This window comes from Microbacterium testaceum, assembly GCF_003075375.1.
Lineage (GTDB): Bacteria > Actinomycetota > Actinomycetes > Actinomycetales > Microbacteriaceae > Microbacterium > Microbacterium testaceum_E.
This window is the reverse complement of the sequence record NZ_QDFT01000006.1, coordinates 83,881-106,899: the sequence shown is the minus strand read 5'-3', so window position 1 is coordinate 106,899 and position 23,019 is coordinate 83,881. Positions and strand designations below refer to the sequence as shown.

The window sequence follows — 23,019 nt, the reverse complement described above, 5'->3', positions numbered from 1 at the left end:
AAGACGATCTCATCTAAGGAGAAAAAATGACCGCCAAGGCGACGACCTCCGCGACGTTCGAGCAGGACGTTCTGCAGGCCGACGGACCCGTTCTCGTGGACTTCTGGGCCGAGTGGTGTGGACCGTGTCGCATGGTCGCCCCCGTCCTGGACGAGATCCAGAACGAGAACTCGGGCAAGATCACGATCCTGAAGCTCAACGTCGACGAGAACCCCGATCTGGCCATGAAGTACCAGATCACGTCGATCCCGGCGATGAAGGTCTTCCAGGGCGGTGAGGTCAAGACGACCATCATCGGCGCCAAGCCCAAGTACGCGCTCGAGCAGGACCTCGCGCCGTTCATCGGCTGACACCCTCTTCGAGAAAGGACCCCGGCACTTCGGTGCCGGGGTCCTTTCCCATATCCGGATGCCGCCGTCCTGCGCCGGCGGTGGGTCGCCGACCCCAAGTGTGGTGTGCGAGCCCCTGTACGACCTCAGGACGCGTCGAGACGCACGCTGGCGTCCCAGCGCCGGTGAGGCTCCTCTTCGCCCAGAATGCGCCACACAGCGCGAGTGAGGGGTGGGTACTGCAGAGCGATCTGCCGGAGGACGCGGTAGTTGCGCGACCGATTGGGTCGGACTCCACCGTTCTCGGCGATGTTCTCGGCGCGCAGGGTCAGGACGACGAGTTCGTCCACGCTGGGGAGGTCTTCCATGAAGTCCCACGGGTCCTCACCCCCGCGCAAGCGCTCGTGGATCAGGACGGCGAGCTCGTCGGAGGCTTCGGCGCGCAGGAGTTCGAGGCTGGCGCGACGGCGCAGGTTGTCATCGTTCGCAGTCACTGATCCAGGGTACGTCGCCCCACCGACACCGAGGGGCGTCGGGCGTTCGCTCGCCGCGAGAAGGCGATCGTCAGCCGGTGTACCCGTCTTCACCCAGCGCGGCGAGAATGCGATTGAGATCCTGGGTACTGGCGAAATCGATGCTGATCTGGCCTTTTTTGGCGTTCAGGGACACTCTCACCTTGGTGTCGAGCCGGTCGCCCAACCGGTCGGCGACGTCGTCGAGTCCCGACCGGCGCGATCCGGCCGTGGGCTTCTGCCGGACCGGCGCGACACCGGGCATCTTCGCGGCCGCCTCGGCGGCGCGGACCGACAGATCCTCGTTGACGATCTTGTCCGCGAGCTTCTGCATTTCGCGCGGGTCGTCGAGTGAGAGGATCGCGCGCGCATGCCCCGCGCTCAGGACGCCGGCGGCCACGCGCTGCTGAACGGGCACCGGTAGCTTCAGCAGACGGATCGTGTTACTGATCTGCGGTCGGGAACGCCCGATGCGGGTCGCCAGCTCTTCTTGCGTGATGCCGAAGTCCTCGAGCAGCTGCTGGTACGCCGAGGCCTCTTCGAGGGGGTTGAGCTGCGAGCGGTGCAGGTTTTCGAGCAGGGCGTCCCGTAGGAGGTACTCGTCGTCCGTCTCGCGCACGACCGCGGGGATGGTGTCGAGACCGGCTTCGCGCGACGCTCGCGTGCGCCGCTCGCCCATGATGAGCTCGTAGGTGCCGTCGCCCTTATCGCGCACGACCACCGGCTGCAGGACTCCGAATTCGCGCACCGAGTGGATGAGCTCAGCGAGGTCGTCAGGATCGAAGTGCGTCCGCGGCTGGCGGGGGTTCGGCACGATCGACTTTGGGTCGACGTGGATCAGTCGCGCGCCCGGCACGCTGACGAGGTCGGCCTCGGCGGTGCTGGGGGTCCGATCTGCGTCGCTCTGCGCCGTCGCTCCGGCATCCGGGAAGAAGACGTCCACCGGACGCGCTTCGGACGGTTCCGCCGTGGGGATCAGGGCGCCGATACCGCGGCCCAGTCCGGTCCTCTTCGCCATCAGGAATCCTTCTTCGTGGTGTCACGTGCGACGATCTCGACCGCTGCTTCGCGGTAGGCGATGGCACCTGCTGACTGGCCATCGTACGCGATCACCGTCTGCCCGAAGCTCGGCGCCTCGGATACGCGGACCGAACGGGGGATGACCGTGTCGAGGACTTCGTTCGTGAAGTGGGAGCGAACTTCTTCGGCGACCTGTTGCGCGAGGCGCGTGCGACCGTCGTACATCGTCAGCAGGATCGTCGAGACATGCAGGGCGGGGTTGAGGTGCTTCTGGATCATCTGGACGCTGCCGAGCAGTTGGCTCAGACCCTCGAGGGCGTAGTACTCGCACTGAATGGGGATCATGACCTCATCCGCCGCCGTGAAGGCGTTGATGGTCAGGAGTCCCAGTGACGGCGGGCAATCGATGATGACGAAATCGAAATGGTTGCCCTCGATCGCCAGGTAATCGCGCAGAGCGCCGCGCAGGCGGTGCTCGCGGGCGACCTGCGACACCAGCTCGATCTCGGCGCCGGCGAGATGGATCGTGCTCGGCGCACAGAACAGGTTGGGCGACTCGGGGCTCGTCTGAACGATGTCGGCCAGCGGGAATTCGTCGATGAGCACGTCGTAGACGCTCGGCGTCTCCGCGTTGTGAGCGACTCCCAGGGCGGTCGATGCGTTTCCCTGCGGGTCCAGGTCGATGACGAGGACGCGTGCGCCCACAGAGACGAGAGCCGCAGCGATGTTCACGGCCGTCGTCGTCTTGCCGACGCCGCCCTTCTGATTCGAGACGGTGAAGACGCGCGTGCGCCCGGAGAGCTCGACGGTCTGCGATTCGAGGGCCCGGCGGCGCGCCGACAGATTGGCGATCTCGCGGGCGATGGGGGAGTCCTCGAAGGATGACGACGTGGACGTCTCATCGGACTGTTTCACGTGAAACACACCTCTCACCGTCGCGAACTCGCTCAGTCTACCCGTCCGGTCGGACATTGACCGTGAGGATGAGCTCCCTGTGGAGCGCGCTGCACCGTTAGGTGAGGCCGCCTACAAGGCAGACTACGAGTGCTCCACCGCGTTCATGGGCGTCGCAAGCGTCGTGAAGTGCGCCAGTCAGGAGCACCGCCTACCTAGGGGATAGAGACGTCGATTCCGCTCCGCGTCCCCGCGAACGCCTTATGGGAGCGGTGACGGTTGACTACCTGATTGGCACCCTCTGACTCGAAGTGCACCTGCGCCTCGGCGCCCGACACGTCGGCGCCATCACGATGTCGGCTTGTCGGCCATCAGGCCCACGACACGCCATCTCGGCGCGAAAACTCGCTTCACCCGGCCCCGCCAGGAGCGGGCAGCATGAATAGTGCGGCGGCCTCAACGGCCGCATTGGTGGGGCTCAATGGCGCCCTTGGGGGAGACAGGGCGGTTGGCAACGGCGGTTCGAACGGATGGCATCCCCGCCCTGAGTCGACGAAGAAGCAACCGGGCCCCCACCCTCTGGGCCCACCCGCGCAGGGTAAGCGGAGCTCTCCCGGTTAACAGCCACGTCGCCATTCAGAAGGCCCGCGCAGGCTGGACGTGGGATCGACCAACCGACCGCGATGCCGCACGAAACCCTCACCTGGAGAGTGGTCAGACGTTTCGACGTCGTCACCACCACGAGTCTGATGGCGCCGACGGTGACATTCCTCCCGGTCCATCGGGACGCCTGGCAGGCACGCCGACCGCCGTTTCACGTGAAACATAGGCACAACATCCTCCGTTGGCCGAGCGCACCGCCCGTCATCGAAGCAGCAATGGGACCATTGTGACCGCATCCGTGCGTTCGCATTGTGATCTGACATCCGTACAGCCCGTCACGAGCCGTACCTGGCGCGCGGACCGAGGAATTGGCCTCGTCCATCTCAAGCTGCGGGGCGCCAGCTCAGTATCCGATCCCAAGACAGAGCGCGCCCCATGCGTCGCATGCCGCCTCCCGGGTCCTGCGGATCCGCCGGCGGACAGCAGAGCTCCATGGCCTTTGCGCGCGCAGAGCTCGACTATGTCCATGGCTACTGCTTCACGCTGGGCAACCTGTTGTGGATGGACCTCGTCATGTTTCACGTGAAACATGGGCGCATCCTCGTTTGATGACACCCCATCGCGCGGACAGGCGCATGACGGTCGCGACTCAGTGGCCAACCTCATTATGTCCTGGGGCTTGGCGGAAGTGACCGGGAGGCAGGGTGAAAACTTCCTCATACGCTCGGCCGCTGGTGCCTAAGCGCAGGCGCGTCTGGCGTCAGCGCCCCACGGAGGTTGGTAGTGAGTACGGCGACGCCGCCGCCGGGCGGGCTCGTACCGGCGTCGAGGCTCGCGAGACACACAGCTCCCGCCGTTTTCGACGAGCCCGCGAGCATCGACAGACTCAAAGAGCCCGCCCTTCAGTTTTGGGGCGGGTAGCGCGAGGGATGCGGTGGACAGATCTACGTCAGAACGCCGAGCCCCCTCAGGGCACCTACGACACCCCGATATGCGCTACTTCTGCACTGGGCAGAGCGGACCCTCGTCCGAAGCGCGGGAACACCAAATGGCGTCGAGTGGCTGGATACGCCGAATCCCGGCACTCAGATGCAATGTTCCACGTGAAACATCGGTTCGTGTCGATGGCGGCTCGCCATGCGCAGCCACTCCCGCCCGCAGCCGTCGAACAGGGGTACGGTGACGCGAAGGTCCCATGCGGTGAGAATTGCTCCTCCGCAAAACACCGCCGAGAGATGCACTCTCCCGCGCACCAGCTACCCCGTCCGTGAACTCCACTCGCGAACCGACGACTGCAACGTAACCCGCCGCCTCTTTGCATGACACGACGGCACACATAAGCGTGCGGATAGTCGCCAATATCGCACCACCCAAACGAGTCTGCAGATGATGCCTCAGCGCACCTTGCCGAACGCTACTGGTGCTCGAGACTCGCATCGACTATCAAGGGACCGGTTCCGATGCACCACGCACCGCACGCCCCCGGATCGTACGCGCCCGCCACCGTCGGACCTGTCTGCCGTGAAGCATCCGAACCCCTCGTAGGTCCACCGACAGCGACGCCATTGTTGCGTTTCACGTGAAACATCGACCGCGTGCGCCGGCGCACACCACGACGGAGCGTCGCGAGCCACCTCGAGCGGCGAACCGCCGCCGACCCGATGCGTCGTCACCAGCCTGTCCGTGATCAGGCCAGCCCACGGCACCGACCCACATTCGTGACCCAGCGATCTCGTGGCCGTGTTGGTCGGCGCGATTGCAAGAGCTTTCGAGAGAGCGTGAGGACGCCCGTGAACCGCCATTCCGAGGGAAGAGGTCTGGTCCCTCGTGAAGACACAGCGGACGCCCGCGGAACGCACTGGTCACGAGTGACGAGGTTCGGGAACAAGCCAGCTTGGTGGGGGACTGCCGTGTCCACTCCCGGGGCGCCGGGTGCGTGTCGAAGCGTGGCTCTGAGAGCGAACAAGCGTCTGCGATTCATCGACCCACTCCCGGACATATCATGCGTACGCACATCCACACGTCGCCCTGTGTGCGAAAGCAGAGCAGTGGGAGCGCTGCAACAAGCCCGCTCAGGGAGCGCAGGACACGACAACGCCACGGTGGTGGCGCACCATCCAGGGCAGAACGACGAGAGACGATTGCCTCACGTGGGGCGGTGCAAGCTCTCCGACACGCCCGCACAGACAGGGAAAGACAGGAGAACGCCACGGTGGTGGGGGCATTTTGGACGGGACGACGAGAACCGGTTCCCTCACGTGGGGCAGCGAAAGCGCGGGAGTGGACTGCGAGAGGAGAACAGCTCGGGTGCAGAGCCGGGACGGACGATCGACGCCCCGGCGGGTCGTCGCTGAGGCGGCTGGCGAGCGACGAACAAACCGCGAGAAGCCCTCCGGAACACGCACACACAGCGAGCGTGCACATCGTCCGGCGCCGACTCACAGATCATGAGCAGCCCCCCAACACGCCTCATTCACCGCCACACACTCCGACGACTACGCCGCCGGCCTCGGTCTCACCTTCTCGCCACCCGATCGCACGCACGCGCATGGCGGGGGAGGGGAGGGTGCTCACGACGTCACCTTCCGCGTAAGCACGCTCCAAAAATCTCATAGTTCAGAACGAATATGGCGCTTCTCGCCACGGTCCGAAGGCCACGCGCCTACGGATACGCCGTCCCAGGTGTACTGTCGCCGCTTCCACCGACACCGGAGGCAGCACCCCCGTCGAGCATGGCTATCGCATGGCGGTGGCCACTCGCTTTCCTCGCTGAATCGCGGCCACTTCGCTGAGACCGGCATGCTCCCGCATCCTCTCGCGAAGCGCACCGGGAGACTGACTGCGAGTTGCACAATCCAACCGGTTCCTCACGATGCTGGTCTACTCTCACGCGGCCGAAGCGTGAACGAGACCATACGTCTCAGAGGGCACCTACTCCGGCTTTCACCCAACTAGCGAAAGACGGAAGCCTGCGGGCCGTCTGTCGGGCCGTTAGCGTCGGAGATCTGGACCACCCGCGCGCAGCGCCAGATCGCCTGCTGCGATCACCCACCACTGCCGACATGTTTCACGTGAAACGTGCGTGGCGTCGCTTTGCATCGATGACCACGCGGCCGCACAGCAGACCGCCAACGCGTCACCGGATTCGAGGCCACAACCGCGTCGCGTCGGGATCTGTGGGGTAGCGAAACGCACCTTCCCGAGGACATCCAGCACCATGCACCGGCTGGCCAAGGGACGCTTCCTATCCGGCCTGAGAGACGGAAGCACCCCTTGCGCACGGTCATTCTCCGCGTCCACGGCACTCACGGCAGCTGGCGTCGAGCTCGGCTGAGGCGACGGGGCGGACTCCTTTGCGCGATTCAACGACGTGATGACGAGCACCGAACCGGAGCTCGCGCGTCCAACCCGACCCCGACAGCGTCACGCGCCTCGGAAGCCCCGCGCCGACGGCCGTCGCCGGACCTCGGAAACGGCTCGGGAACGCGGCGAACACGGCGGTGCGTCATGCCACGACCATCTCGCCGGCCTCGCCCGGCCCCGGGAAGGCGGCGAACTGCACCAAGCACGGCGAAGTTCCCCCGCACGATCGTCGCGAGAACCTGTCACCCGCCGCCCGACATGCACGCCGTCGTGTCAGCATTCCCAATCCCGCGTTCCGCACGAAAGACGTGACGAACGGATGATACGCGCCGCATCGCGGCGACCACGGGCGGGGGATCATACACCTGACCTGCCGACCGACGCTCCGATAGCGAGGGCCCGCGCGCCCTGGTTCTGCGCAATAAGCCGAGCGGCGCGATCCGTATGAGGCGGGGTCAGAATGATGTCGAAAAATACCAGGTTAGAGGCTGAATCAGCGGCCCAGAGTCGCCACGAAGACCCGAGTCGGCTCGCCGAGCACGCCCTCGCCGATCACCTCGACCGACACGTCCTCGAGACCGAATTTGCGAATCGCCTTGGCCGCCGACTCGATCTCGGCCCCCACGTTGGCGCCCTTCAAGAAAACGAGTCGTCCCCCCGGCCGCACCAGAGGCGCGGTGAAGGGAAGAAGCGTCCGCAGGGCGCTGACAGCCCGCGCCGTGGCGACATCGAAGACACGACCGTCGGTCCACTCCTCACCGCGCAGACGGGCCACCGTGACGTTGGTAAGCCCGAGGTCGTCGACCTGCTCCGAGAGCCAGGCCGTGCGACGTTCCATCGGCTCGATCAACGTCCACTCCACGTCAGGCCGCGCGATGGCGAGCACCAGGCCCGGTAGCCCCGCACCTGAACCGACGTCGACCGCACGCCCATGGAAGTACGGCGCGGCGATCGCGCTGTTCAGAATGTGACGCGTCCAGAGACGAGGCACCTCGAGGGGGCCGATCAGGCCCCTTTCCTCGCCGTGGGTCGCCAGGTTCGACGTGAACCGCCGAGCGCGCTCGATCTGCTCTCCGAAGAGATCAGCGGCAGCCGCCGGCTCTGTTTCGAGATGTTCCGGCATCCCGGACTCAGCCGCGACGCAGCACGGTGTGGCGGTCCGCACCCTCGCCGAACGACTCCGACGAGTACCCGCGGTCGGCCGCGATGTCGTGGACGAGCTTGCGCTCGTAGCTCGACATCGCGGGCAGCGACGCCTGAGACGCACCCTCGTCGAGACGGGCGATGGCGCGGTCGACGAGGTTCTCGAGCTGGCGCTGACGCGCATCTCGCGATCCACCGATGTCGAGGATCAAACGCGAGAAGCGCCCGGTCGAGCTCTGAACGGCCAAACGGGTGAGCTCCTGCAGCGCCTGCACGGTGTCGGGGTGCGACAGCGTCGACAACGCCTCGATGTCGTCGGCCTCGACCGATACGTAGGCGCGACCTGCGCGCACATCCAGCGCCAGGTCGCCGTCGATATCGGCGATGTCGAGCAGCCCCTCGAGGTAGTCGGCGGCGATGTCGCCTTCTTGCTCGAGCTGTTCTTCCGTAGCAGCGGTCTGTTCGGGCGTGATCTGATCGGACGTCGTCATCGTTGTCTCCGGGCTCAAGCAGGGGAGGACGAACCGGAAGCGCCGTTGGCGCTCGGATTCTTGGCGGACTGCTGCTTCTTCGCGCGCTGCTTGCCGACGGGCTGCTGGCGCTTCGGAGCGGCCGCACGGGCGCGCTCGGCCTCCTCGAGCAGGCGCTGCTGCTCGGCCTCGTACTTCTCCATTGACACGACCTTGCCCGACGAGTCGATCGCCTTGCCCTTGCGCGCCAGGCGCTCCTCACGGGCCTTCGCGGCATCCGATCCCGGAGTCGGCATCTCGCGGATGACGATGAACTGCTGCACCATCGTCCACAGGTTGCTGACGAACCAGTAGATGACGACACCCAGCGGGAAGAAGACACCCGAGAAGATGAAGGCCAGCGGCAGGATGTACAGCATGATCTTCTGCATCTGGTATGCCTGACCGGTCTTGGCCTCGGGCGACAGGTTCTTCGAGATGATCTGCAGCTGCGTGAAGAACTGCGACGCGATCATCAGCACGACGAGGGTCAGCAGGATCGCGACGGTCACCTGACCGTCGGACTGGCCCCAAGCGGTGACGAGGTTGACGTGCATGGATGCCACATCGAACAGGCGTGCGTCATAGAACTCGCGGGTCAGCTCGGGGGTGAGCAGTCCCACACCGCCCTGACCGCTGTTCGCGTGCTTGGACACGTCGTTGAGCACGCTGAAGAGGGCGAAGAAGATCGGCATCTGCACGAGCAGCGGGAGGCAGCTCGACACGGGGGTGGTGCCGTGCTTCTTGTACAGCGCCATCGTCTCGCGGCTCATCGCCTCGCGAGACAGCTGATCGCGCTTGCCCTTGTACTTCTCTTGGACCTTGCGCAGCTCCGGAGCGATCTCCATCATCTTGCGCTGGCTCTTGATCTGCTTCACGAAGAGCGGGATCAGGGCGGCACGGACGACGAGCACCAGACCCACGATGGACAGCACCCAGGTGAGGCCCGCGGCGGGGGCGAGGCCCACGGCGGTGAAGAGAGCGTGCCAGCCCACCAGCACGAGTTCGACCGCCCATTTCAGCGGCCAGAGGATGGTCCCAATGAGATCGAATTGCACGATCAGTCCTTTCGGGCGGGCACGACGAATCCGTGCCGAGTGAGTTCGTGGCGGAAGGCCCGGTGAGGACGGACGTCGTCGATGCCACCCTGAGCCCAGGGATGGCACCGTGCGAGACGGGCCGCGGTGAACGCGATGCCCTTCACGAGTCCATGCTGCTGCACGGCGCCCACCGAATAGGCGGAGCAGGACGGGTAGTACTTGCACACGTCGCCGTAGACGTGCGAGATCGTCGCTCGATACGCGTGCAGCAGGGCGAGCCCCGCATTACGGGGGAGCAGGGGGACGGATGCCAGAACGCCGTCCACCGTGAGACGGCCGGACCCGGTGGCCGACGTCGGAAGCGTGGAGGTGCTCATACCGAAGCTTTTCGCTCGAGACACCGGACGACCTCGGCGCGCAGGGTGGCGTAGTCGACGGTCGCCGCGGAGGGAAGTGCGCGGATGACGATCGAGGCGCCCCCGCGAATGGACGGGAGCGCCTCGGCGCACACCGCTTTGAGGCGGCGGCGAATGGTGTTGCGGGTGACAGCGGAGCCGACCTGTCGGCTCACGATGAAGCCGAAGCGGGGCGTCTCGGTCTCGGCCGACGAGCCGACGTAGGTAACGGTGTGCGCAGCGGCACACCGAGAACCCCGTCGGACTGTGGCTTTGTAGTCCGATCCGCGGGTGAGTCGGTTCGGCTTCGCGAGCACCGGGTCTGTCAGGCCGAGAGCTCGGTGCGGCCCTTGGCGCGGCGTGCCGCGAGGATGCCGCGGCCGGCACGCGTGCGCATACGGGCGCGGAAGCCGTGCTTCTTGGCGCGGCGGCGGTTGTTGGGCTGGAAGGTGCGCTTGCTCATGGGTCACTCCGGAGGTGGTGTCGCCCGATGCTCTTCTGCCGGGGACGGGGTCGGGACTGCCGTATAGGCATAAGTCAACCGACTAAGGCTACGTCGAGTCCGGCGTTAACTCAAACCGGGAAGCCGACCGCCCATTATCCCCAGGCGTTGTCCACAAGCGTGGCAAAGACACGCGGCCGGGTCTTACAGTGGATTTTGCTCCGCGAGAGCCGCGAACTAGCGTGGCCCCGGAAGTTATCCACAGGTTCGACGCGACTTCGTCGATCTCCGTCGCGTCAAGATCCCGGAGGGGACATGTCTCTGTACGAAGTACCGGATGTCCCCGTCTGGTCGGCAGTGCTGGACCATCTTCTCACCGACGATCGCGTCACGCCCCAGCTGCACGGCTTCCTCAATCTCGCGGTGCCGCAGGGCGTCATGGGAGGCACGCTCTATCTCGACGTGCCCAACGACCTGACCGCCGCGCAGTTCAACAAGCGCATGCGCGCCTCGATCCTCGAGGCCCTCGCCCAGGTGCAGGGGAGCGACCCCGATGTGGGGACATTCCGCGTCGTCGTGAACCCCGATCTGGTGGAGTCCCACCGCGAGACCTCGCCGGTCCCGGCTCCGAGCGTCGACCGGTCCGCCCCGGCCCCGATGCCCTCGAGCGCCACGGATCAGGTCCCCGAACCCATCACCCCGGCCTCACGCAACGACACGCGCCTGAACCCGAAGTACACCTTCGACAACTTCGTGATCGGTCAGTCCAACCGCTTCGCCCATGCCGCCGCGGTCGCCGTGGCCGAGGCGCCGGCCAAGGCCTACAACCCGCTCTTCATCTACGGCGATTCCGGCTTGGGCAAGACACACCTCCTGCACGCCATCGGCGACTACGCCGCGAGCATGTACGCCGGCATCCGCGTGCGCTACGTCTCGAGCGAGGAGTTCACGAACGACTTCATCAACTCGATCGCGAACAACCGCGGGTCCGCATTCCAGGCGCGGTATCGCGACGTCGACATCCTGCTCATCGACGACATCCAGTTCCTGCAGGGTCGTGCCGAGACGCAGGAAGCGTTCTTCCACACCTTCAACACGCTGCACGACCACGACAAGCAGGTCGTGATCACCAGCGACCTGCCGCCGAAGCAGCTCACCGGCTTCGAAGACCGGATGCGCAGCCGCTTCGAGTGGGGTCTCATCACCGACGTCCAGGCCCCCGACCTTGAGACGCGTATCGCGATCCTGCGCAAGAAGGCGCAGAGCGAGCGATTGCTCATCCCCGATGACGTGCTCGAGTACATCGCCACGGTGGTGTCGTCGAACATCCGCGAACTCGAGGGCGCCCTCATCCGCGTCTCGGCCTTCGCCAGTCTGAACAGGTCGACGCTCGACATGTCGCTGGCGCAGACGGTGCTGCGCGACATCATCGACCAGGACGACGCGAACGTCATCTCGCCGACCGACATCATCACGGCCACCGCGCAGTACTTCAAGCTGTCGGTCGACGACCTGTACGGGTCCAGCCGCTCGCAGGCCGTCGCGACCGCGCGACAGATCGCCATGTACCTGTGCCGGGAGCGCACCAGCCTGTCGCTTCCCAAGATCGGCCAGCTGTTCGGCAACCGCGATCACACGACGGTGATGTACGCCTACAAGAAGATCAGCGACCTCATGAAGGAGCGCCGATCGATCTTCAATCAGGTCTCCGAGATCACCAGCCAGCTCGGCCGCATGCGCTGAGCGCCTGAACGATCACAGGGCCCGTCCGCGATCCGCGGGCGGGCCCTTTTCCCGTTTTCTTGCGGGAAACGAGCCTGTGACGCGTCTCGCACGCGGTTTTTCGGGGGGTTCTACACAGTGTGGAAAACCTGTGGATAACTCCGATTTCCTGCGGATGACATGTGCACGGCGCTGTTAACTCTGTGGAGGAGCCGTCGAGTCACTGTCGTCGGAGCCGCCTCAAGTGCCCAGGCTCTCCGCAGCGCGTCCACAGTTAACAACCCCCGGCTTCCCTGCTGTTAACAGGCGTGTCGAGAGTTATCCACACTCTCCACAGCTGTTAACAAGATGAAGATCCCAAATCATTGTTAAGAGAGATCCGATGACCTTGCGGTGGGTCGTCGCCCCCGGCGGAGACCGTCCGAGCGGGGCACTAGCATGGGTAAGCCATACCCGCCGTCAAGGGAGCACCCGTGAAGTTCCACGTCAATCGCGATGTGTTCAGCGAAGCCGTCTCGTTCGTGGTCAAGCTCCTGCCCCAGCGCAACCCGCAGCCGATCCTGGCCGGTGTGCTCATCGAGGCCGGCGAGCAGGGGCTGACCCTTGCGGCCTTCGACTACGAGGCGTCCGCACGCACCACCATCGAAGCCACGGTCGACGAGCCCGGCACGATCCTCGTCCACGGCCGACTGCTGAGCGACATCGCCAGCCGACTGCCGAACGCCCCTATCCAGATCGCCGTCGACGACGACGGCGGCATCCTGCTCACCTGCGGCTCCGCGCGCTTCACCCTGGCATCCATGCCCGTTCAGGAATACCCCGCGATCCCCGAGGTCACCGGTGAGTCCGGTCTGGTCCCGGCCGACGAATTCGCGACCGCGATCGCCCAGGTGGCCTTCGCCGCCTCGCGCGACGATGTGACGCCGGTGCTCACGGGCGTGCAGCTCGAGGTGACCGGCACGCAGCTGAGCCTGGTCGCCACCGACCGCTATCGCGTGGCTCTGCGCGAGATCCCGTGGGACGGCGGCGCCGCGGCATCCGACGAGCCCACCTCGGCACTCGTCCCCGCGCGCACCCTGCAAGAAGTCGGCAAGACGTTCGCGCACGGCGGCGACATCTCGATCGCGTTCTCGGGCTCGGGCGATCGAGAGATCATCGCCTTCTCGTCGGGCAACAAGACCGTCACCTCGCTGCTCATCAAGGGCAACTTCCCGCCGGTGCGGCGCCTCTTCCCCGCACAGACCGAGCACCACAGCGTGGTCAACACCGCCGAGCTCGCCGAGGCCGTCCGTCGCGTCGCCCTCGTGCTCGACCGTTCGGCTCCGCTGCGTTTCACCTTCGGTCCCGACGGGGTGTCGATGGACGCCTCGGGAACCGAGCAGGCGCGCGCGACCGAGTCCGTGGACGCCACGCTGATCGGCGACGAGGTCACGCTGGGCCTGAACCCCCAGTACCTGCTCGAGTCCCTGGGCGCCGTGCGCAGCGAGTTCGCGCGCATCACGTTCACCTCGAGCGACAACGCCAACAAGCTCAGCCCTGTGCTGGTGACGCCGCAGACCTCGGTCGACAAGGGCGGCGAGGGCTCGTTCAAGTACCTGCTCCAGCCCAACCTGCTGCTGCGCTGAGCCGTTCGACACGCGGCCGTGTCGGAGGCGGCGGGTAGTCTGACTCGGTGATCGTGGAGCAGCTCGGACTGAAGGACTTCCGCAATTACGCGGAAGCCGATGTCACGCTCTCCGCCGGGGCGAATGTCTTCGTCGGCCGCAACGGACAGGGAAAGACGAACCTCGTCGAGGCCGTCGCCTACCTGGCCACCCTCGGTTCGCATCGTGTCTCGAGCGATGCTCCACTGGTTCGAGACGGCATGGATGCCGCGATCGTCCGCGCGCGCCTCGCTCACGGGGAGCGCAGCGTCCTGCTCGAGCTGCAACTCAACCGGCAGGGTGCCAACAAGGCCCGCGTGAACGGTGTGAACGTCCGCACCACCGAGTTGCCACGCTACGCGCAGGTGGTGCTGTTCGCCCCCGAAGACCTGCAGATCGTGCGCGGCGACCCGTCCTCGCGCCGGCGCTTCGCCGATCAGCTGATCGTGCAGCGGATCCCGCGCATGGCCGCGGTGCTCGCCGACTACGATCGCGTGCTGCGCCAGCGCAGCGCCCTGCTCAAGTCCGCGCGGGCGCGCGGCGTGCGCGGTGACGCCCTCAGCACCCTCGACGTGTGGGACGACAAGCTCGTGACACTCGGCACCGAGGTGATCGAGGCGCGGCTGGCGTTGGCATCCGATCTCTCCGAACCCGTCGCGCGCGCCTACGCGGCCATCGCCGGTGCCGACCACGACCCCCGTCTGTCGTGGGCTCTCTCGGTCGGCGGAGGCGATCCCGAAGAGGGCGAAGCGACCGACGGCACCGGTTCCTCGGCACCGCTGGCGGATCAATTCCGTGCCGCGCTGGCCGCCCGGCGCCCCGCAGAGCTCGAGCGCGGTCTGACCCTGGTGGGCCCGCACCGCGACGACCTATTGCTCATGGTCCGTGGTCTCCCCGTGAAGGGGTACGCGTCGCATGGCGAATCGTGGTCGGTCGCATTGGCGCTCCGGCTGGCATCCGCAGAGCTGCTGCGGGCGGAGTCCCGCCTCGGCGACCCCGTCCTCATCCTCGACGACGTGTTCGCCGAGCTCGATGCGGGTCGGCGCGCGCGCCTGGCCGACCTCGCGGGCGGTTACGAACAGGTGATCGTCACCTCGGCGGTCGAAGAGGACGTGCCCGAGGGTCTGCGCGCGCACGTCGTCCGCGTCGAGGCGGGGCGGATCTCGGGGGTCGACGATGACTGACGAGCCCGAACTCCCCGAGACGCTGTCGACCTACCTGCGACTGCGCGGCCTCGAACCGTCGCCGTACCGCAAGAAGAAGCGTCGCCGGCGCACGGACGACGGCGAAAACGCCCCCTTCTCGCCCGGGCGCGACCCCCGGGGGCTGGGTGACGTGCTGTCTGCGCTGACGCGCTCGGCCGGCTGGGAGGCCCAGCTGTCGCGCGAGGATCTGGTGCGCACGTGGGACGAGGTGGCCGGAGCGGACACCGCCGCGCACACCCGTCCCGTGGCTCTGGATGCCGGCACCCTGACCGTCCAGGCCGACTCCACGGCGTGGGCCAAGCAGCTGCAGCTGATGCGCGCGCACATCCTGTCGGAGATCATCCGGCGCTTCCCCGAGGCGGGGGTCGAAGCGATCCGTTTCGTAGGGCCCGACGTCCCCTCGTGGAAATGGGGGCCCAGAGCCGTTCCAGGCCGCGGTCCGCGCGATACCTACGGCTGAGTCATGGTCGGTCACGGTTCGACGGGATTTATCCCCGCTCCGGGGCGTACACGCCGTGCGATGAGGCCTCGCGCGATAGGATGGGATCTCCGACGAATCGATCTGGAGCGCGTTCACTCATGACGTCCGAGAACCCCGACACCGTTTCCGAGGAACCCGAAGCGAACACCCCCGCGAAGGTTCCCAACGAGTACGGGGCAGACGCCATCCAGGTGCTCGAGGGACTCGAGGCGGTCCGCAAGCGGCCCGGTATGTACATCGGCTCGACCGGTGAGCGCGGTCTGCACCACCTCGTCCAAGAGATCGTCGACAACTCCGTCGACGAAGCCCTCGCCGGCTACTGCGACACGATCGACGTCACCATCCTGAGCGACGGGGCGGTCCGCGTCATCGACAACGGTCGCGGCATCCCGGTCGACATGCACCGCACCGAGGGCAAGTCGACGGTCGAGGTCGTGCTGACGGTGCTGCACGCGGGGGGAAAGTTCGGCGGCGGCGGATACGCCGTCTCGGGCGGTCTGCACGGCGTCGGCTCGTCTGTCGTGAACGCGCTGTCGACGCGCCTCGAGGTCGAGGTGCAGCGCCAGGGTCACGTGTGGCGTCAGTCCTTCCGCACCGGGGGAGTACCCCTGGCTCCGCTCGAGAAGGGCGAAGAGAGCGACAGGACCGGAACGTCGATCACGTTCTGGCCGGATGCCACCATCTTCGACACCATCGACTTCGACTACGACACGCTGCGCACGCGCTTCCAGCAGATGGCGTTCCTCAACAAGGGACTGCGCATCAGCCTGCGGGACGAGCGACCCGACGCCGTCGTCACCGAGGGCGAGCCCGGCGAAGAGGTCACCGAGGCCCGGCACGATTCGTTCCTGTACGAGCGCGGCCTGGTCGACTACGTCGAGCACCTCAACCGCGTGCGCAAGGCCGACGTGGTCAACGAGGAGATCATCGAGGTCGAGTCCGAGGACACCGAGCGCAAGATCGCCCTCGAGCTGGCGATGCAGTGGACCACCGCGTACACCGAGAACGTCTTCACGTACGCCAACACGATCAACACGCACGAGGGCGGGACGCACGAAGAGGGATTCCGTGCCGCGCTCACCACGCTCGTCAACCGGTACGCCCGCGCCAACAACCTCCTCAAGGAGAAGGACGACAACCTCACCGGCGACGACATCCGCGAGGGTCTGACCGCGGTGATCTCGGTCAAGCTGTCCGAGCCGCAGTTCGAGGGCCAGACCAAGACCAAGCTCGGCAACACCGAGGCCCGCGCCTACGTGCAGAAGGTCGTGGGCGAAAAGCTCGGCGACTGGTTCGACCGCAACCCCGCGCAGGCCAAGAACATCATCCGCAAGGCGATCGACGCCGCCACCGCGCGTCTCGCCGCCCGCAAGGCCCGCGAGACCGCTCGTCGCAAGAGCGTCTTCGAGTCGGCGGCGATGCCCGACAAGCTCAAGGACTGCACGTCGAAGGACCCCTCGATCAGCGAGATCTTCCTCGTCGAGGGCGACTCGGCCGGCGGCTCGGCCGTCCAGGGCCGCGATCCGCACACCCAGGCGATTCTGGCCCTGCGCGGAAAGATCCTGAACGTCGAGCGTGCGCGTCTCGACCGCGCTCTCGGCAACAAAGAGGTCCAGGCGATGATCCAGGCCTTCGGCACGGGCATCGGCGAGGACTTCGACATGGCGAAGGCCCGGTACCACAAGATCGTGCTCATGGCCGATGCCGACGTCGACGGCCAGCACATCACGACGCTGCTGCTCACCCTGCTGTTCCGCTACATGCGCGGACTCATCGAGGCCGGCTTCGTCTACCTCGCGCAGCCTCCGCTGTACCGGCTCAAGTGGTCGAACCACCCCCACGAGTACGCCTACAGCGACCGGGAGCGCGACGCTCTCCTGGTCGACGGGCAGGCATCCGGTCGCCGTATCCCCAAGGACAACGGCATCCAGCGCTACAAGGGTCTGGGCGAGATGAACGACCACGAGCTGTGGGAGACCACCATGGATCCCCAGACCCGCACGCTCAAGCAGGTCACGATCGACGACGCGGCCGCGGCCGACGAGATCTTCTCGGTCCTGATGGGCGAGGATGTCGAGTCGCGCCGCAGCTTCATCCAGCGCAACGCCAAAGACGTCCGCTTCCTCGACATCTGACCCGGGGCGCCGACGCACGGCGCCGACCGACGACGCACGCACTACGGAACTGAGAACACATGGCTGACGACACCACGCCCGAACCCGACGACGTCCGCGGCGAGCCGGTGCACGACCACGGCAAGATCGACCAGGTCGATCTGCAGCTCGAGATGCAGCGGAGCTACCTCGACTACGCGATGAGCGTCATCGTCGGGCGCGCCCTGCCCGACGTGCGCGACGGTCTCAAGCCCGTGCACCGCCGCGTGATCTACGGCATGTACGACGGCGGGTTCCGCCCCGACAAGTCGTTCTCGAAGTGCGCCCGTGTCGTCGGCGAGGTCATGGGGCACTACCACCCGCACGGCGACGCGCCCATCTACGACGCCCTCGTTCGTCTGGTGCAGCCGTGGTCGCTGCGTTACCCGCTGGCGCTGGGGCAGGGCAACTTCGGCTCGCCCGGCAACCAGGGTGCGGCCGCCCCCCGCTACACCGAGACCAAGATGGCTCCGCTCGCGCTCGAGATGGTGCGCGACATCGAAGAAGAGACCGTCGACTTCCAGGACAACTACGACGGCCAGACGCAGGAGCCGACGGTCCTGCCCTCGCGTTTCCCGAACCTGCTGGTCAACGGCTCGGTCGGCATCGCCGTCGGCATGGCGACCAACATCCCGCCGCACAACCTCCGCGAGGTGGCCGACGGCGCGCTGTGGGCTCTCGAGAACCCGGATGCCACGCGCGAGGAGCTGCTCGAGGCGCTCATGCAGCGCATCCCGGGTCCCGACTTCCCCACGCGCGCGCAGATCCTGGGCACGCGCGGCATCAAGGACGCCTACCGCACCGGCCGCGGCTCCATCACGATGCGCGCCGTCGTCAACATCGAAGAGATCCAGGGCCGCACGTGCCTGGTGATCACCGAGCTGCCGTACCAGGTCAACCCCGACAACGTCGCGGTCAAGATCGGCGACCTCGCGCGCGAGGGCAAGATCACCGGCGTCGCCGACATCCGCGACGAGAGCTCGGGCCGTACCGGCCAGCGCCTGGTCGTCGTGCTCAAGCGCGACGCGGTCGCCAAGGTCGTGCTGAACAACCTGTACAAGCACACCCAGCTGCAAGAGAACTTCGGCGCCAACATGCTGGCGATCGTCGACGGCGTGCCCCGCACCCTGTCTCTCGACGGTTTCATCAGCCTGTGGATCGACCACCAGGTCGAGGTCATCGTCCGGCGCACGCGCTACCGCCTGCGCAAGGCCGAGGAGCGCATGCACATCCTGCGCGGCTACCTCAAGGCGCTCGACGCGCTCGACGAGGTCATCGCGCTCATCCGTCGCTCGCCGACGGCTCAGGATGCCAACGAGGGCCTGCAGAAGCTGCTCGACATCGACGACGTGCAGGCGCAGGCGATCCTCGACATGCAGCTGCGTCGACTGGCCGCCCTCGAGCGCCAGAAGATCGTGGACGAGGCGACCGAGCTCGAGGCCCGCATCGCCGACTACAATGACATCCTCGCGACCCCCGGCCGTCAGCGGACGATCATCCGCGACGAACTGACCGCGATCGTCGACCGTTTCGGCGACGACCGCCGCACCGAGATCCTGCACGGGTTCGATGGCGACGTCTCGATCGAAGACCTCATCGCCGAAGAAGAGATGGTCGTCACCGTCACGCGCGACGGCTACATCAAGCGCACGCGCAGCGACAACTACCGTTCGCAGCATCGCGGTGGGAAGGGCGTCAAGGGGGCGCAGCTGCGCGCCGACGACGTCGTCGAGCACTTCTTCGTCACGACGACCCACCACTGGCTGCTCTTCTTCACGAACAAGGGCCGCGTGTACCGCTCGAAGGCCTACGAGGTCCCCGAGGCGGGGCGGGATGCCAAGGGTCAGCACGTCGCCAACCTGCTGGCGCTGCAGCCCGACGAAGAGATCGCCCAGATCCTCGACATCCGCGACTACCAGGTCGCGACCTACCTCGTGCTGGCCACGCGCGGCGGTCTGGTGAAGAAGACCCGCCTCGACGAGTACGACACCAACCGCCAGGGCGGCGTGATCGCCATCAAACTGCGCGGTCAGGTGTCGGACGAGGGCGACGACGCCGAGCAGGCCGGTGCCGACGAGCTCGTGAGCGCCCTGCTGGTCGACGAGGGCGACGACATCCTGCTCATCAGCCGCCTCGGTATGTCGCTGCGGTTCTCGGCCACCGACAGTGCGCTGCGCCCGATGGGACGCTCGACGTCGGGTGTGAAGGGCATGGACTTCCGCGAGGGCGACAGCCTGCTGTCGGCATCCGTCGCCAAGGACGACGAATTCGTGTTCGTGGTCACCGAGGGCGGGTACGCGAAGCGCACCGCGGTGACCGAGTACCGCATGCAGAACCGCGGCGGCCTGGGCATCAAGGTGGCTCGTCTGACCGACGATCGCGGCGTTCTCGCGGGCGGAATGATGGTGTCCGAGACCGACGAGGTCCTTGTGGTTCTTGCCAGCGGCAAGGTGGTACGCTCCTCCGTGGCCGAGGTGCCCGCGAAGGGACGCGACACGATGGGTGTCGTTTTCGCCCGCGCAGGAGGCGACGACAAGATCATCGCGATCGCCCGCAACGCGGAACGCAACCTGGCCGAGACGACGGAGACGACCACGGAGCCCGCCGCAGACGATGCGGACGAGGCCACCGCCTCCACTCCCGAGACCCCCGAGGAAAGTACTGACGCATGAGCACGGTAGCCGACAAACTCGCCAAGAAGTCGACTCACAAGACCCCTGCCAAGCAGGTTCGTCTGCGCCTGGTCTACATCGACTTCTGGTCGGCGGTGAAGCTGTCGTTCCTGGTGGCGGTCGCCGTCGCCATCGTGACGGTGGTGTCGTACTTCCTCATCTACCTCGTCGTCTCGGCGACGCTGCTGACGAAGCTCGATGAGTTCTTCACCAGCTTCACCGACGGCGGCGCGACGCTGTCGCAGTACGTCGGGCTGCCGCAGGTCATGGCCTTCGCCGCGATCGTGGCGATCCTCAACCTGGTCGTCGTGACGGTGCTGGGTGCGGTCATGGCCGGCATCTACAACCTCGCGGTCAAGGTCACCGGCGGCTTGCTCGTCGGTTTCACCTCGAACTGACGCCGATTCGTCAAAACCTCGGAAGTCCGGTAAAGTCTTCGAGGTTGACATCACGTCAGCGAGACGGGGCTATAGCTCAGGCGGTTAGAGCGCTTCACTGATAATGAAGAGGTCCCAGGTTCAAGTCCTGGTAGCCCCACCCCTTCCCTCGCGGGGCCTTAGCTCAGCTGGTAGAGCGCCTGCTTTGCAAGCAGGATGTCAGGAGTTCGAATCTCCTAGGCTCCACAACCGCGATCAAGAGCCGGCCCTCGGGCCGGCTCTTTCGCGTCAGGGGCCATCGTGGCGTGTCCTGATGCTGTCGACCGGCGAATAGCCGAGCGGCGGACGCGGGTCGCTAGAGTCTGGTCATGGACATGCGGGTGGCCGCGTACGCCGTCATCACCGATGACGACGACCGCGTGCTGCTCGCCCACTGGGTGGACGGCCGGCGCGCGGCCTGGACGCTGCCGGGCGGCGGTCTCGAGGCCGGCGAGGATCCCGTGCACGCCGTGCGGCGCGAGGTACGCGAAGAGACCGGGTTCCGGGTCGCGGTGGGCGAGCTGCTCGGCATCCATTCCCGGGTCATCCCGGCCGAGGCGCGGCTGGCCGAGGGCGCGACGGGACCCCTGCACGCGCTGCGCATCGTCTACCGCGCCCGGGTGGTCGGGGGACGGCTGCGCTACGAGACGGACGGGTCGACCGACCGGGCGGAGTGGTTCGCGATGGCAGCCACCCGACGGCTGCGCCGGGTCCAGCTCGTCGACATCGCGTTCCGCATGGCGGGACTCGCGCGAAGCTGAGGGCGTCAGGCCCGATCGACGGTGATGTCGGCCACGACGGCGTCGTACGCGGCGATGAGGTCGTCGGCATCCACGAAGAGGCTGTATCCGTGCGCTCCGGCACCCATCGCGATGCGCGTGCCCGCGATGCGCTCGTCGGCGTACACGGGCCAGTCGGTCGTACTGCCGATCGGCACGATCGTGCCGCGCTCGTACCCCGTGGCGGCGAGAGCCAGCTCCGGCTCGGGCAGGCGCAGCTTGTTGACGCCCACCACGGCCCGCAGCTTGGGCCACGAGATCGCCCGGTCGCCCGGCACGAGCGCGAAGAGGTAGGTGTCGTCCGAGCGCTTGACCACGAGCGTCTTCACGATCGACGCGGACGGGATGCCGAGCAGCTCGGCGGCCTCGTCGAGGCTCGATGCGGCCGGACGCTCGCGCACATCGACCGAGAGGCCGCGCTCACGCGCGGCCTCTCGGACTCTGATGGTGGGATCGCTCACGCGTCCGGCGCGCGCAGCGGGTCGTCCGCCACCCACAGCTCATCGTCGGCGCGCAGCGTCTGCCAGGCGGCGTACGCGACGCCCGCGGCGGCGACGACGCCCAGGATGATGGCGATGACGCCACCGGCCCCGATGCCGTCGTGCTGCGAGGGGAGCTTCTTGCTCAGGCGCTTGGTGGCCTGCTTGCCGTACTTCTCGGCACGCTTGGCGTACTTGTGGGTGTCGAGCTCGAAGCCGCGACCCTTGGCCAGGCGGTCACGGGTGTCTCCCGCGGCATCCCACACCGACATCGCTCCGCCGACCACGGCGCCCGCGGCGGGGACGACCTTGTGGCTGAGGAAGCGGTTGGTGCCCTTCACGCCCTTGTCCACGTACGGCGCGGCGTACTTGCTGTAGCCGTCCTGAACGGCGGGGACGAGGTCTTCGCGGCTGAAGCGACCGAGCTGGTGGCCTGCTTCGCGAGCGACCTTCCCGCTCTCGCCCAGCAGCACCTGCTGCGACTCCCACACCTTGGCGGCGTGCTTCTGGAGCTTGCGCAGTTCCTTCTTGCTCTTGCGGCTGAGGCCCACGGCTCATCCTCCCTGTCGATGGGATGTACGTTGCCCTCATCTTGCCAGAACGGGCCGCCGGCGCCGCCGACCCTTGCAGATAACTCTGAGAGAATGTACCCATGGCCAACCACACCGCCGTCGCGACCCTGCACACCAACCACGGCGACATCGTCGTCAACCTCTTCGGCGACCACGCGCCGCGAACCGTCCGCAACTTCATCGGTCTGTCCGATGGGACGCAGGAGTGGACGAACCCGGCAACGGGCGCCAAGGGCGAAGGTCCGCTCTACACGGACGTGATCTTCCACCGCATCATCCCGAACTTCATGATCCAGGGCGGCGACCCGCTCGGTCAGGGCATCGGCGGACCCGGCTACAACTTCAACGACGAGATCCACCCCGAGCTCGACTTCACCGCGCCCTACAAGCTCGCCATGGCGAACGCCGGTCTGCGTCGCAACGCGATCACGGGTCAGGCCGAGGGCACGAACGGCTCGCAGTTCTTCATCACCACCGACCCCACCCCCTGGCTGCAGGGCAAGCACACCATCTTCGGCGAGGTCGCCGACGACGCCTCCAAGGCCGTCGTCGACAAGATCGCCTCGGTTCCCACCGCCGCCGGCGACCGTCCGATCGAGCCCGTCGTGCTCCAGTCGGTCGACGTCGTCTCGGTCTGACCCTCCGGA

21 protein-coding genes and 2 tRNA genes are annotated in these 23,019 nt (G+C 66.6%); 12 read left to right on the top strand and 11 right to left on the bottom strand.

Annotation, left to right across the window (positions count from 1 at the left end; translation table 11 throughout):
* The first annotated feature begins 26 nt into the window (after positions 1 to 26).
* A complete protein-coding gene (gene trxA / locus DC432_RS04105) occupies positions 27 to 350 on the top strand; it encodes a thioredoxin (RefSeq protein ID WP_108319841.1) in 324 nt (107 codons plus the stop codon).
* A gap of 125 nt (positions 351 to 475) precedes the next feature.
* Here the strand turns inward: trxA and DC432_RS04100 are convergent, their stop codons facing one another.
* The 9 genes from DC432_RS04100 to rpmH form a co-directional block, all read right to left on the bottom strand.
* Positions 476 to 823: a tryptophan synthase subunit alpha gene (locus DC432_RS04100; RefSeq protein WP_108319839.1), complete on the bottom strand. Its 348-nt coding sequence runs from the start codon at positions 821 to 823 to the stop codon at positions 476 to 478.
* Between the two features lie 70 nt (positions 824 to 893).
* The gene (locus DC432_RS04095) at positions 894 to 1,859 is read right to left on the bottom strand and encodes a ParB/RepB/Spo0J family partition protein (protein ID WP_116536791.1); all 966 of its coding nucleotides are present in this window, start codon (positions 1,857 to 1,859) and stop codon (positions 894 to 896) included.
* A complete protein-coding gene (locus DC432_RS04090; RefSeq protein ID WP_243393023.1) occupies positions 1,859 to 2,785 on the bottom strand; it encodes a ParA family protein in 927 nt (308 codons plus the stop codon). Before DC432_RS04090 ends, DC432_RS04095 begins: the two co-directional genes overlap by 1 nt.
* 4,429 nt (positions 2,786 to 7,214) lie before the next feature.
* Positions 7,215 to 7,844 (bottom strand): 16S rRNA (guanine(527)-N(7))-methyltransferase RsmG, encoded by a 630-nt coding sequence (rsmG, locus tag DC432_RS04085; protein ID WP_116536814.1) that lies wholly within the window; start codon positions 7,842 to 7,844, stop codon positions 7,215 to 7,217.
* Between the two features lie 7 nt (positions 7,845 to 7,851).
* Entirely contained in the window at positions 7,852 to 8,355 is a 504-nt protein-coding gene (locus tag DC432_RS04080; protein ID WP_116536789.1) for a protein jag, read from the bottom strand.
* 14 nt (positions 8,356 to 8,369) lie between these two features.
* Positions 8,370 to 9,431 carry a membrane protein insertase YidC gene (yidC, locus tag DC432_RS04075; protein ID WP_207770738.1) on the bottom strand — a complete coding sequence of 354 codons (1,062 nt, stop codon included), beginning with the start codon at positions 9,429 to 9,431 and terminating at the stop codon, positions 8,370 to 8,372.
* Between the two features lie 2 nt (positions 9,432 to 9,433).
* Positions 9,434 to 9,790 (bottom strand): membrane protein insertion efficiency factor YidD, encoded by a 357-nt coding sequence (yidD, locus tag DC432_RS04070; protein ID WP_116536788.1) that lies wholly within the window; start codon positions 9,788 to 9,790, stop codon positions 9,434 to 9,436.
* The gene (gene rnpA, locus DC432_RS04065; RefSeq protein ID WP_116536787.1) at positions 9,787 to 10,125 is read right to left on the bottom strand and encodes a ribonuclease P protein component; all 339 of its coding nucleotides are present in this window, start codon (positions 10,123 to 10,125) and stop codon (positions 9,787 to 9,789) included. The genes yidD and rnpA overlap by 4 nt, the downstream gene beginning before the upstream one ends.
* 8 nt (positions 10,126 to 10,133) lie before the next feature.
* On the bottom strand, positions 10,134 to 10,271 hold the full coding sequence (gene rpmH, locus DC432_RS04060) for a 50S ribosomal protein L34 (protein ID WP_013584598.1): 138 nt from the start codon (positions 10,269 to 10,271) through the stop codon (positions 10,134 to 10,136).
* Between the two features lie 294 nt (positions 10,272 to 10,565).
* On the opposite strand from rpmH, the gene dnaA reads away from it, so the two are divergent.
* The 10 genes from dnaA to DC432_RS04010 all read left to right on the top strand — a co-directional run bounded on the left by dnaA (position 10,566) and on the right by DC432_RS04010 (position 21,303).
* The gene (gene dnaA / locus DC432_RS04055; protein WP_116536786.1) at positions 10,566 to 11,993 is read left to right on the top strand and encodes a chromosomal replication initiator protein DnaA; all 1,428 of its coding nucleotides are present in this window, start codon (positions 10,566 to 10,568) and stop codon (positions 11,991 to 11,993) included.
* Between the two features lie 452 nt (positions 11,994 to 12,445).
* Positions 12,446 to 13,597, top strand: coding sequence for a DNA polymerase III subunit beta (gene dnaN / locus DC432_RS04050; protein ID WP_108317367.1), 1,152 nt, complete (start codon positions 12,446 to 12,448; stop codon positions 13,595 to 13,597).
* A 47-nt stretch (positions 13,598 to 13,644) separates the two neighbouring features.
* Positions 13,645 to 14,799: a DNA replication/repair protein RecF gene (recF, locus tag DC432_RS04045; RefSeq protein WP_116536785.1), complete on the top strand. Its 1,155-nt coding sequence runs from the start codon at positions 13,645 to 13,647 to the stop codon at positions 14,797 to 14,799.
* Positions 14,792 to 15,280 carry a DUF721 domain-containing protein gene (locus DC432_RS04040; RefSeq protein WP_116536784.1) on the top strand — a complete coding sequence of 163 codons (489 nt, stop codon included), beginning with the start codon at positions 14,792 to 14,794 and terminating at the stop codon, positions 15,278 to 15,280. The genes recF and DC432_RS04040 overlap by 8 nt, the downstream gene beginning before the upstream one ends.
* 119 nt (positions 15,281 to 15,399) lie before the next feature.
* On the top strand, positions 15,400 to 17,436 hold the full coding sequence (gene gyrB / locus DC432_RS04035; protein ID WP_116536783.1) for a DNA topoisomerase (ATP-hydrolyzing) subunit B: 2,037 nt from the start codon (positions 15,400 to 15,402) through the stop codon (positions 17,434 to 17,436).
* Between the two features lie 59 nt (positions 17,437 to 17,495).
* On the top strand, positions 17,496 to 20,126 hold the full coding sequence (gyrA, locus tag DC432_RS04030; RefSeq protein WP_116536782.1) for a DNA gyrase subunit A: 2,631 nt from the start codon (positions 17,496 to 17,498) through the stop codon (positions 20,124 to 20,126).
* Entirely contained in the window at positions 20,123 to 20,524 is a 402-nt protein-coding gene (locus DC432_RS04025; RefSeq protein WP_108317372.1) for a DUF3566 domain-containing protein, read from the top strand. The genes gyrA and DC432_RS04025 overlap by 4 nt, the downstream gene beginning before the upstream one ends.
* A 65-nt stretch (positions 20,525 to 20,589) precedes the next feature.
* Positions 20,590 to 20,663, top strand: a tRNA-Ile gene (locus DC432_RS04020).
* Between the two features lie 13 nt (positions 20,664 to 20,676).
* A tRNA-Ala gene (locus DC432_RS04015) sits at positions 20,677 to 20,749 on the top strand.
* 122 nt (positions 20,750 to 20,871) lie between these two features.
* Positions 20,872 to 21,303, top strand: a complete 432-nt coding sequence (locus DC432_RS04010) for an NUDIX hydrolase (RefSeq protein ID WP_116536781.1) — start codon at positions 20,872 to 20,874, stop codon at positions 21,301 to 21,303.
* Positions 21,304 to 21,308: 5 nt separating this feature from the next.
* Here DC432_RS04010 and DC432_RS04005 read toward each other — a convergent pair whose 3' ends face one another.
* Positions 21,309 to 21,782, bottom strand: a complete 474-nt coding sequence (locus tag DC432_RS04005) for an aminoacyl-tRNA deacylase (RefSeq protein ID WP_116536812.1) — start codon at positions 21,780 to 21,782, stop codon at positions 21,309 to 21,311.
* Positions 21,779 to 22,351 (bottom strand): DNA helicase, encoded by a 573-nt coding sequence (locus DC432_RS04000; protein ID WP_116536780.1) that lies wholly within the window; start codon positions 22,349 to 22,351, stop codon positions 21,779 to 21,781. The genes DC432_RS04005 and DC432_RS04000 overlap by 4 nt, the downstream gene beginning before the upstream one ends.
* 101 nt (positions 22,352 to 22,452) lie before the next feature.
* On the opposite strand from DC432_RS04000, the gene DC432_RS03995 reads away from it, so the two are divergent.
* Complete coding sequence (locus tag DC432_RS03995) at positions 22,453 to 23,010, top strand: peptidylprolyl isomerase (RefSeq protein WP_108317376.1); 558 nt, start codon at positions 22,453 to 22,455, stop codon at positions 23,008 to 23,010.
* Positions 23,011 to 23,019 lie beyond the last annotated feature (9 nt).

Excerpts from the sequence above, each read along its gene's own strand:
- dnaA (WP_116536786.1), top strand. The coding sequence starts at position 10,566 with ATGTCTCTGTACGAAGTACCGGATGTCCCCGTCTGGTCGGCAGTGCTG.
- DC432_RS04040 (WP_116536784.1), top strand. The coding sequence starts at position 14,792 with ATGACTGACGAGCCCGAACTCCCCGAGACGCTGTCGACCTACCTGCGA.
- rsmG (WP_116536814.1), bottom strand. The coding sequence starts at position 7,844 with ATGCCGGAACATCTCGAAACAGAGCCGGCGGCTGCCGCTGATCTCTTC.
- DC432_RS04080 (WP_116536789.1), bottom strand. The coding sequence starts at position 8,355 with ATGACGACGTCCGATCAGATCACGCCCGAACAGACCGCTGCTACGGAA.
- gyrB (WP_116536783.1), top strand. The coding sequence starts at position 15,400 with ATGACGTCCGAGAACCCCGACACCGTTTCCGAGGAACCCGAAGCGAAC.
- rpmH (WP_013584598.1), bottom strand. The coding sequence starts at position 10,271 with ATGAGCAAGCGCACCTTCCAGCCCAACAACCGCCGCCGCGCCAAGAAG.
- DC432_RS04095 (WP_116536791.1), bottom strand. The coding sequence starts at position 1,859 with ATGGCGAAGAGGACCGGACTGGGCCGCGGTATCGGCGCCCTGATCCCC.
- yidD (WP_116536788.1), bottom strand. The coding sequence starts at position 9,790 with ATGAGCACCTCCACGCTTCCGACGTCGGCCACCGGGTCCGGCCGTCTC.
- DC432_RS04025 (WP_108317372.1), top strand. The coding sequence starts at position 20,123 with ATGAGCACGGTAGCCGACAAACTCGCCAAGAAGTCGACTCACAAGACC.
- trxA (WP_108319841.1), top strand. The coding sequence starts at position 27 with ATGACCGCCAAGGCGACGACCTCCGCGACGTTCGAGCAGGACGTTCTG.
- gyrA (WP_116536782.1), top strand. The coding sequence starts at position 17,496 with ATGGCTGACGACACCACGCCCGAACCCGACGACGTCCGCGGCGAGCCG.
- DC432_RS03995 (WP_108317376.1), top strand. The coding sequence starts at position 22,453 with ATGGCCAACCACACCGCCGTCGCGACCCTGCACACCAACCACGGCGAC.
- DC432_RS04010 (WP_116536781.1), top strand. The coding sequence starts at position 20,872 with ATGGACATGCGGGTGGCCGCGTACGCCGTCATCACCGATGACGACGAC.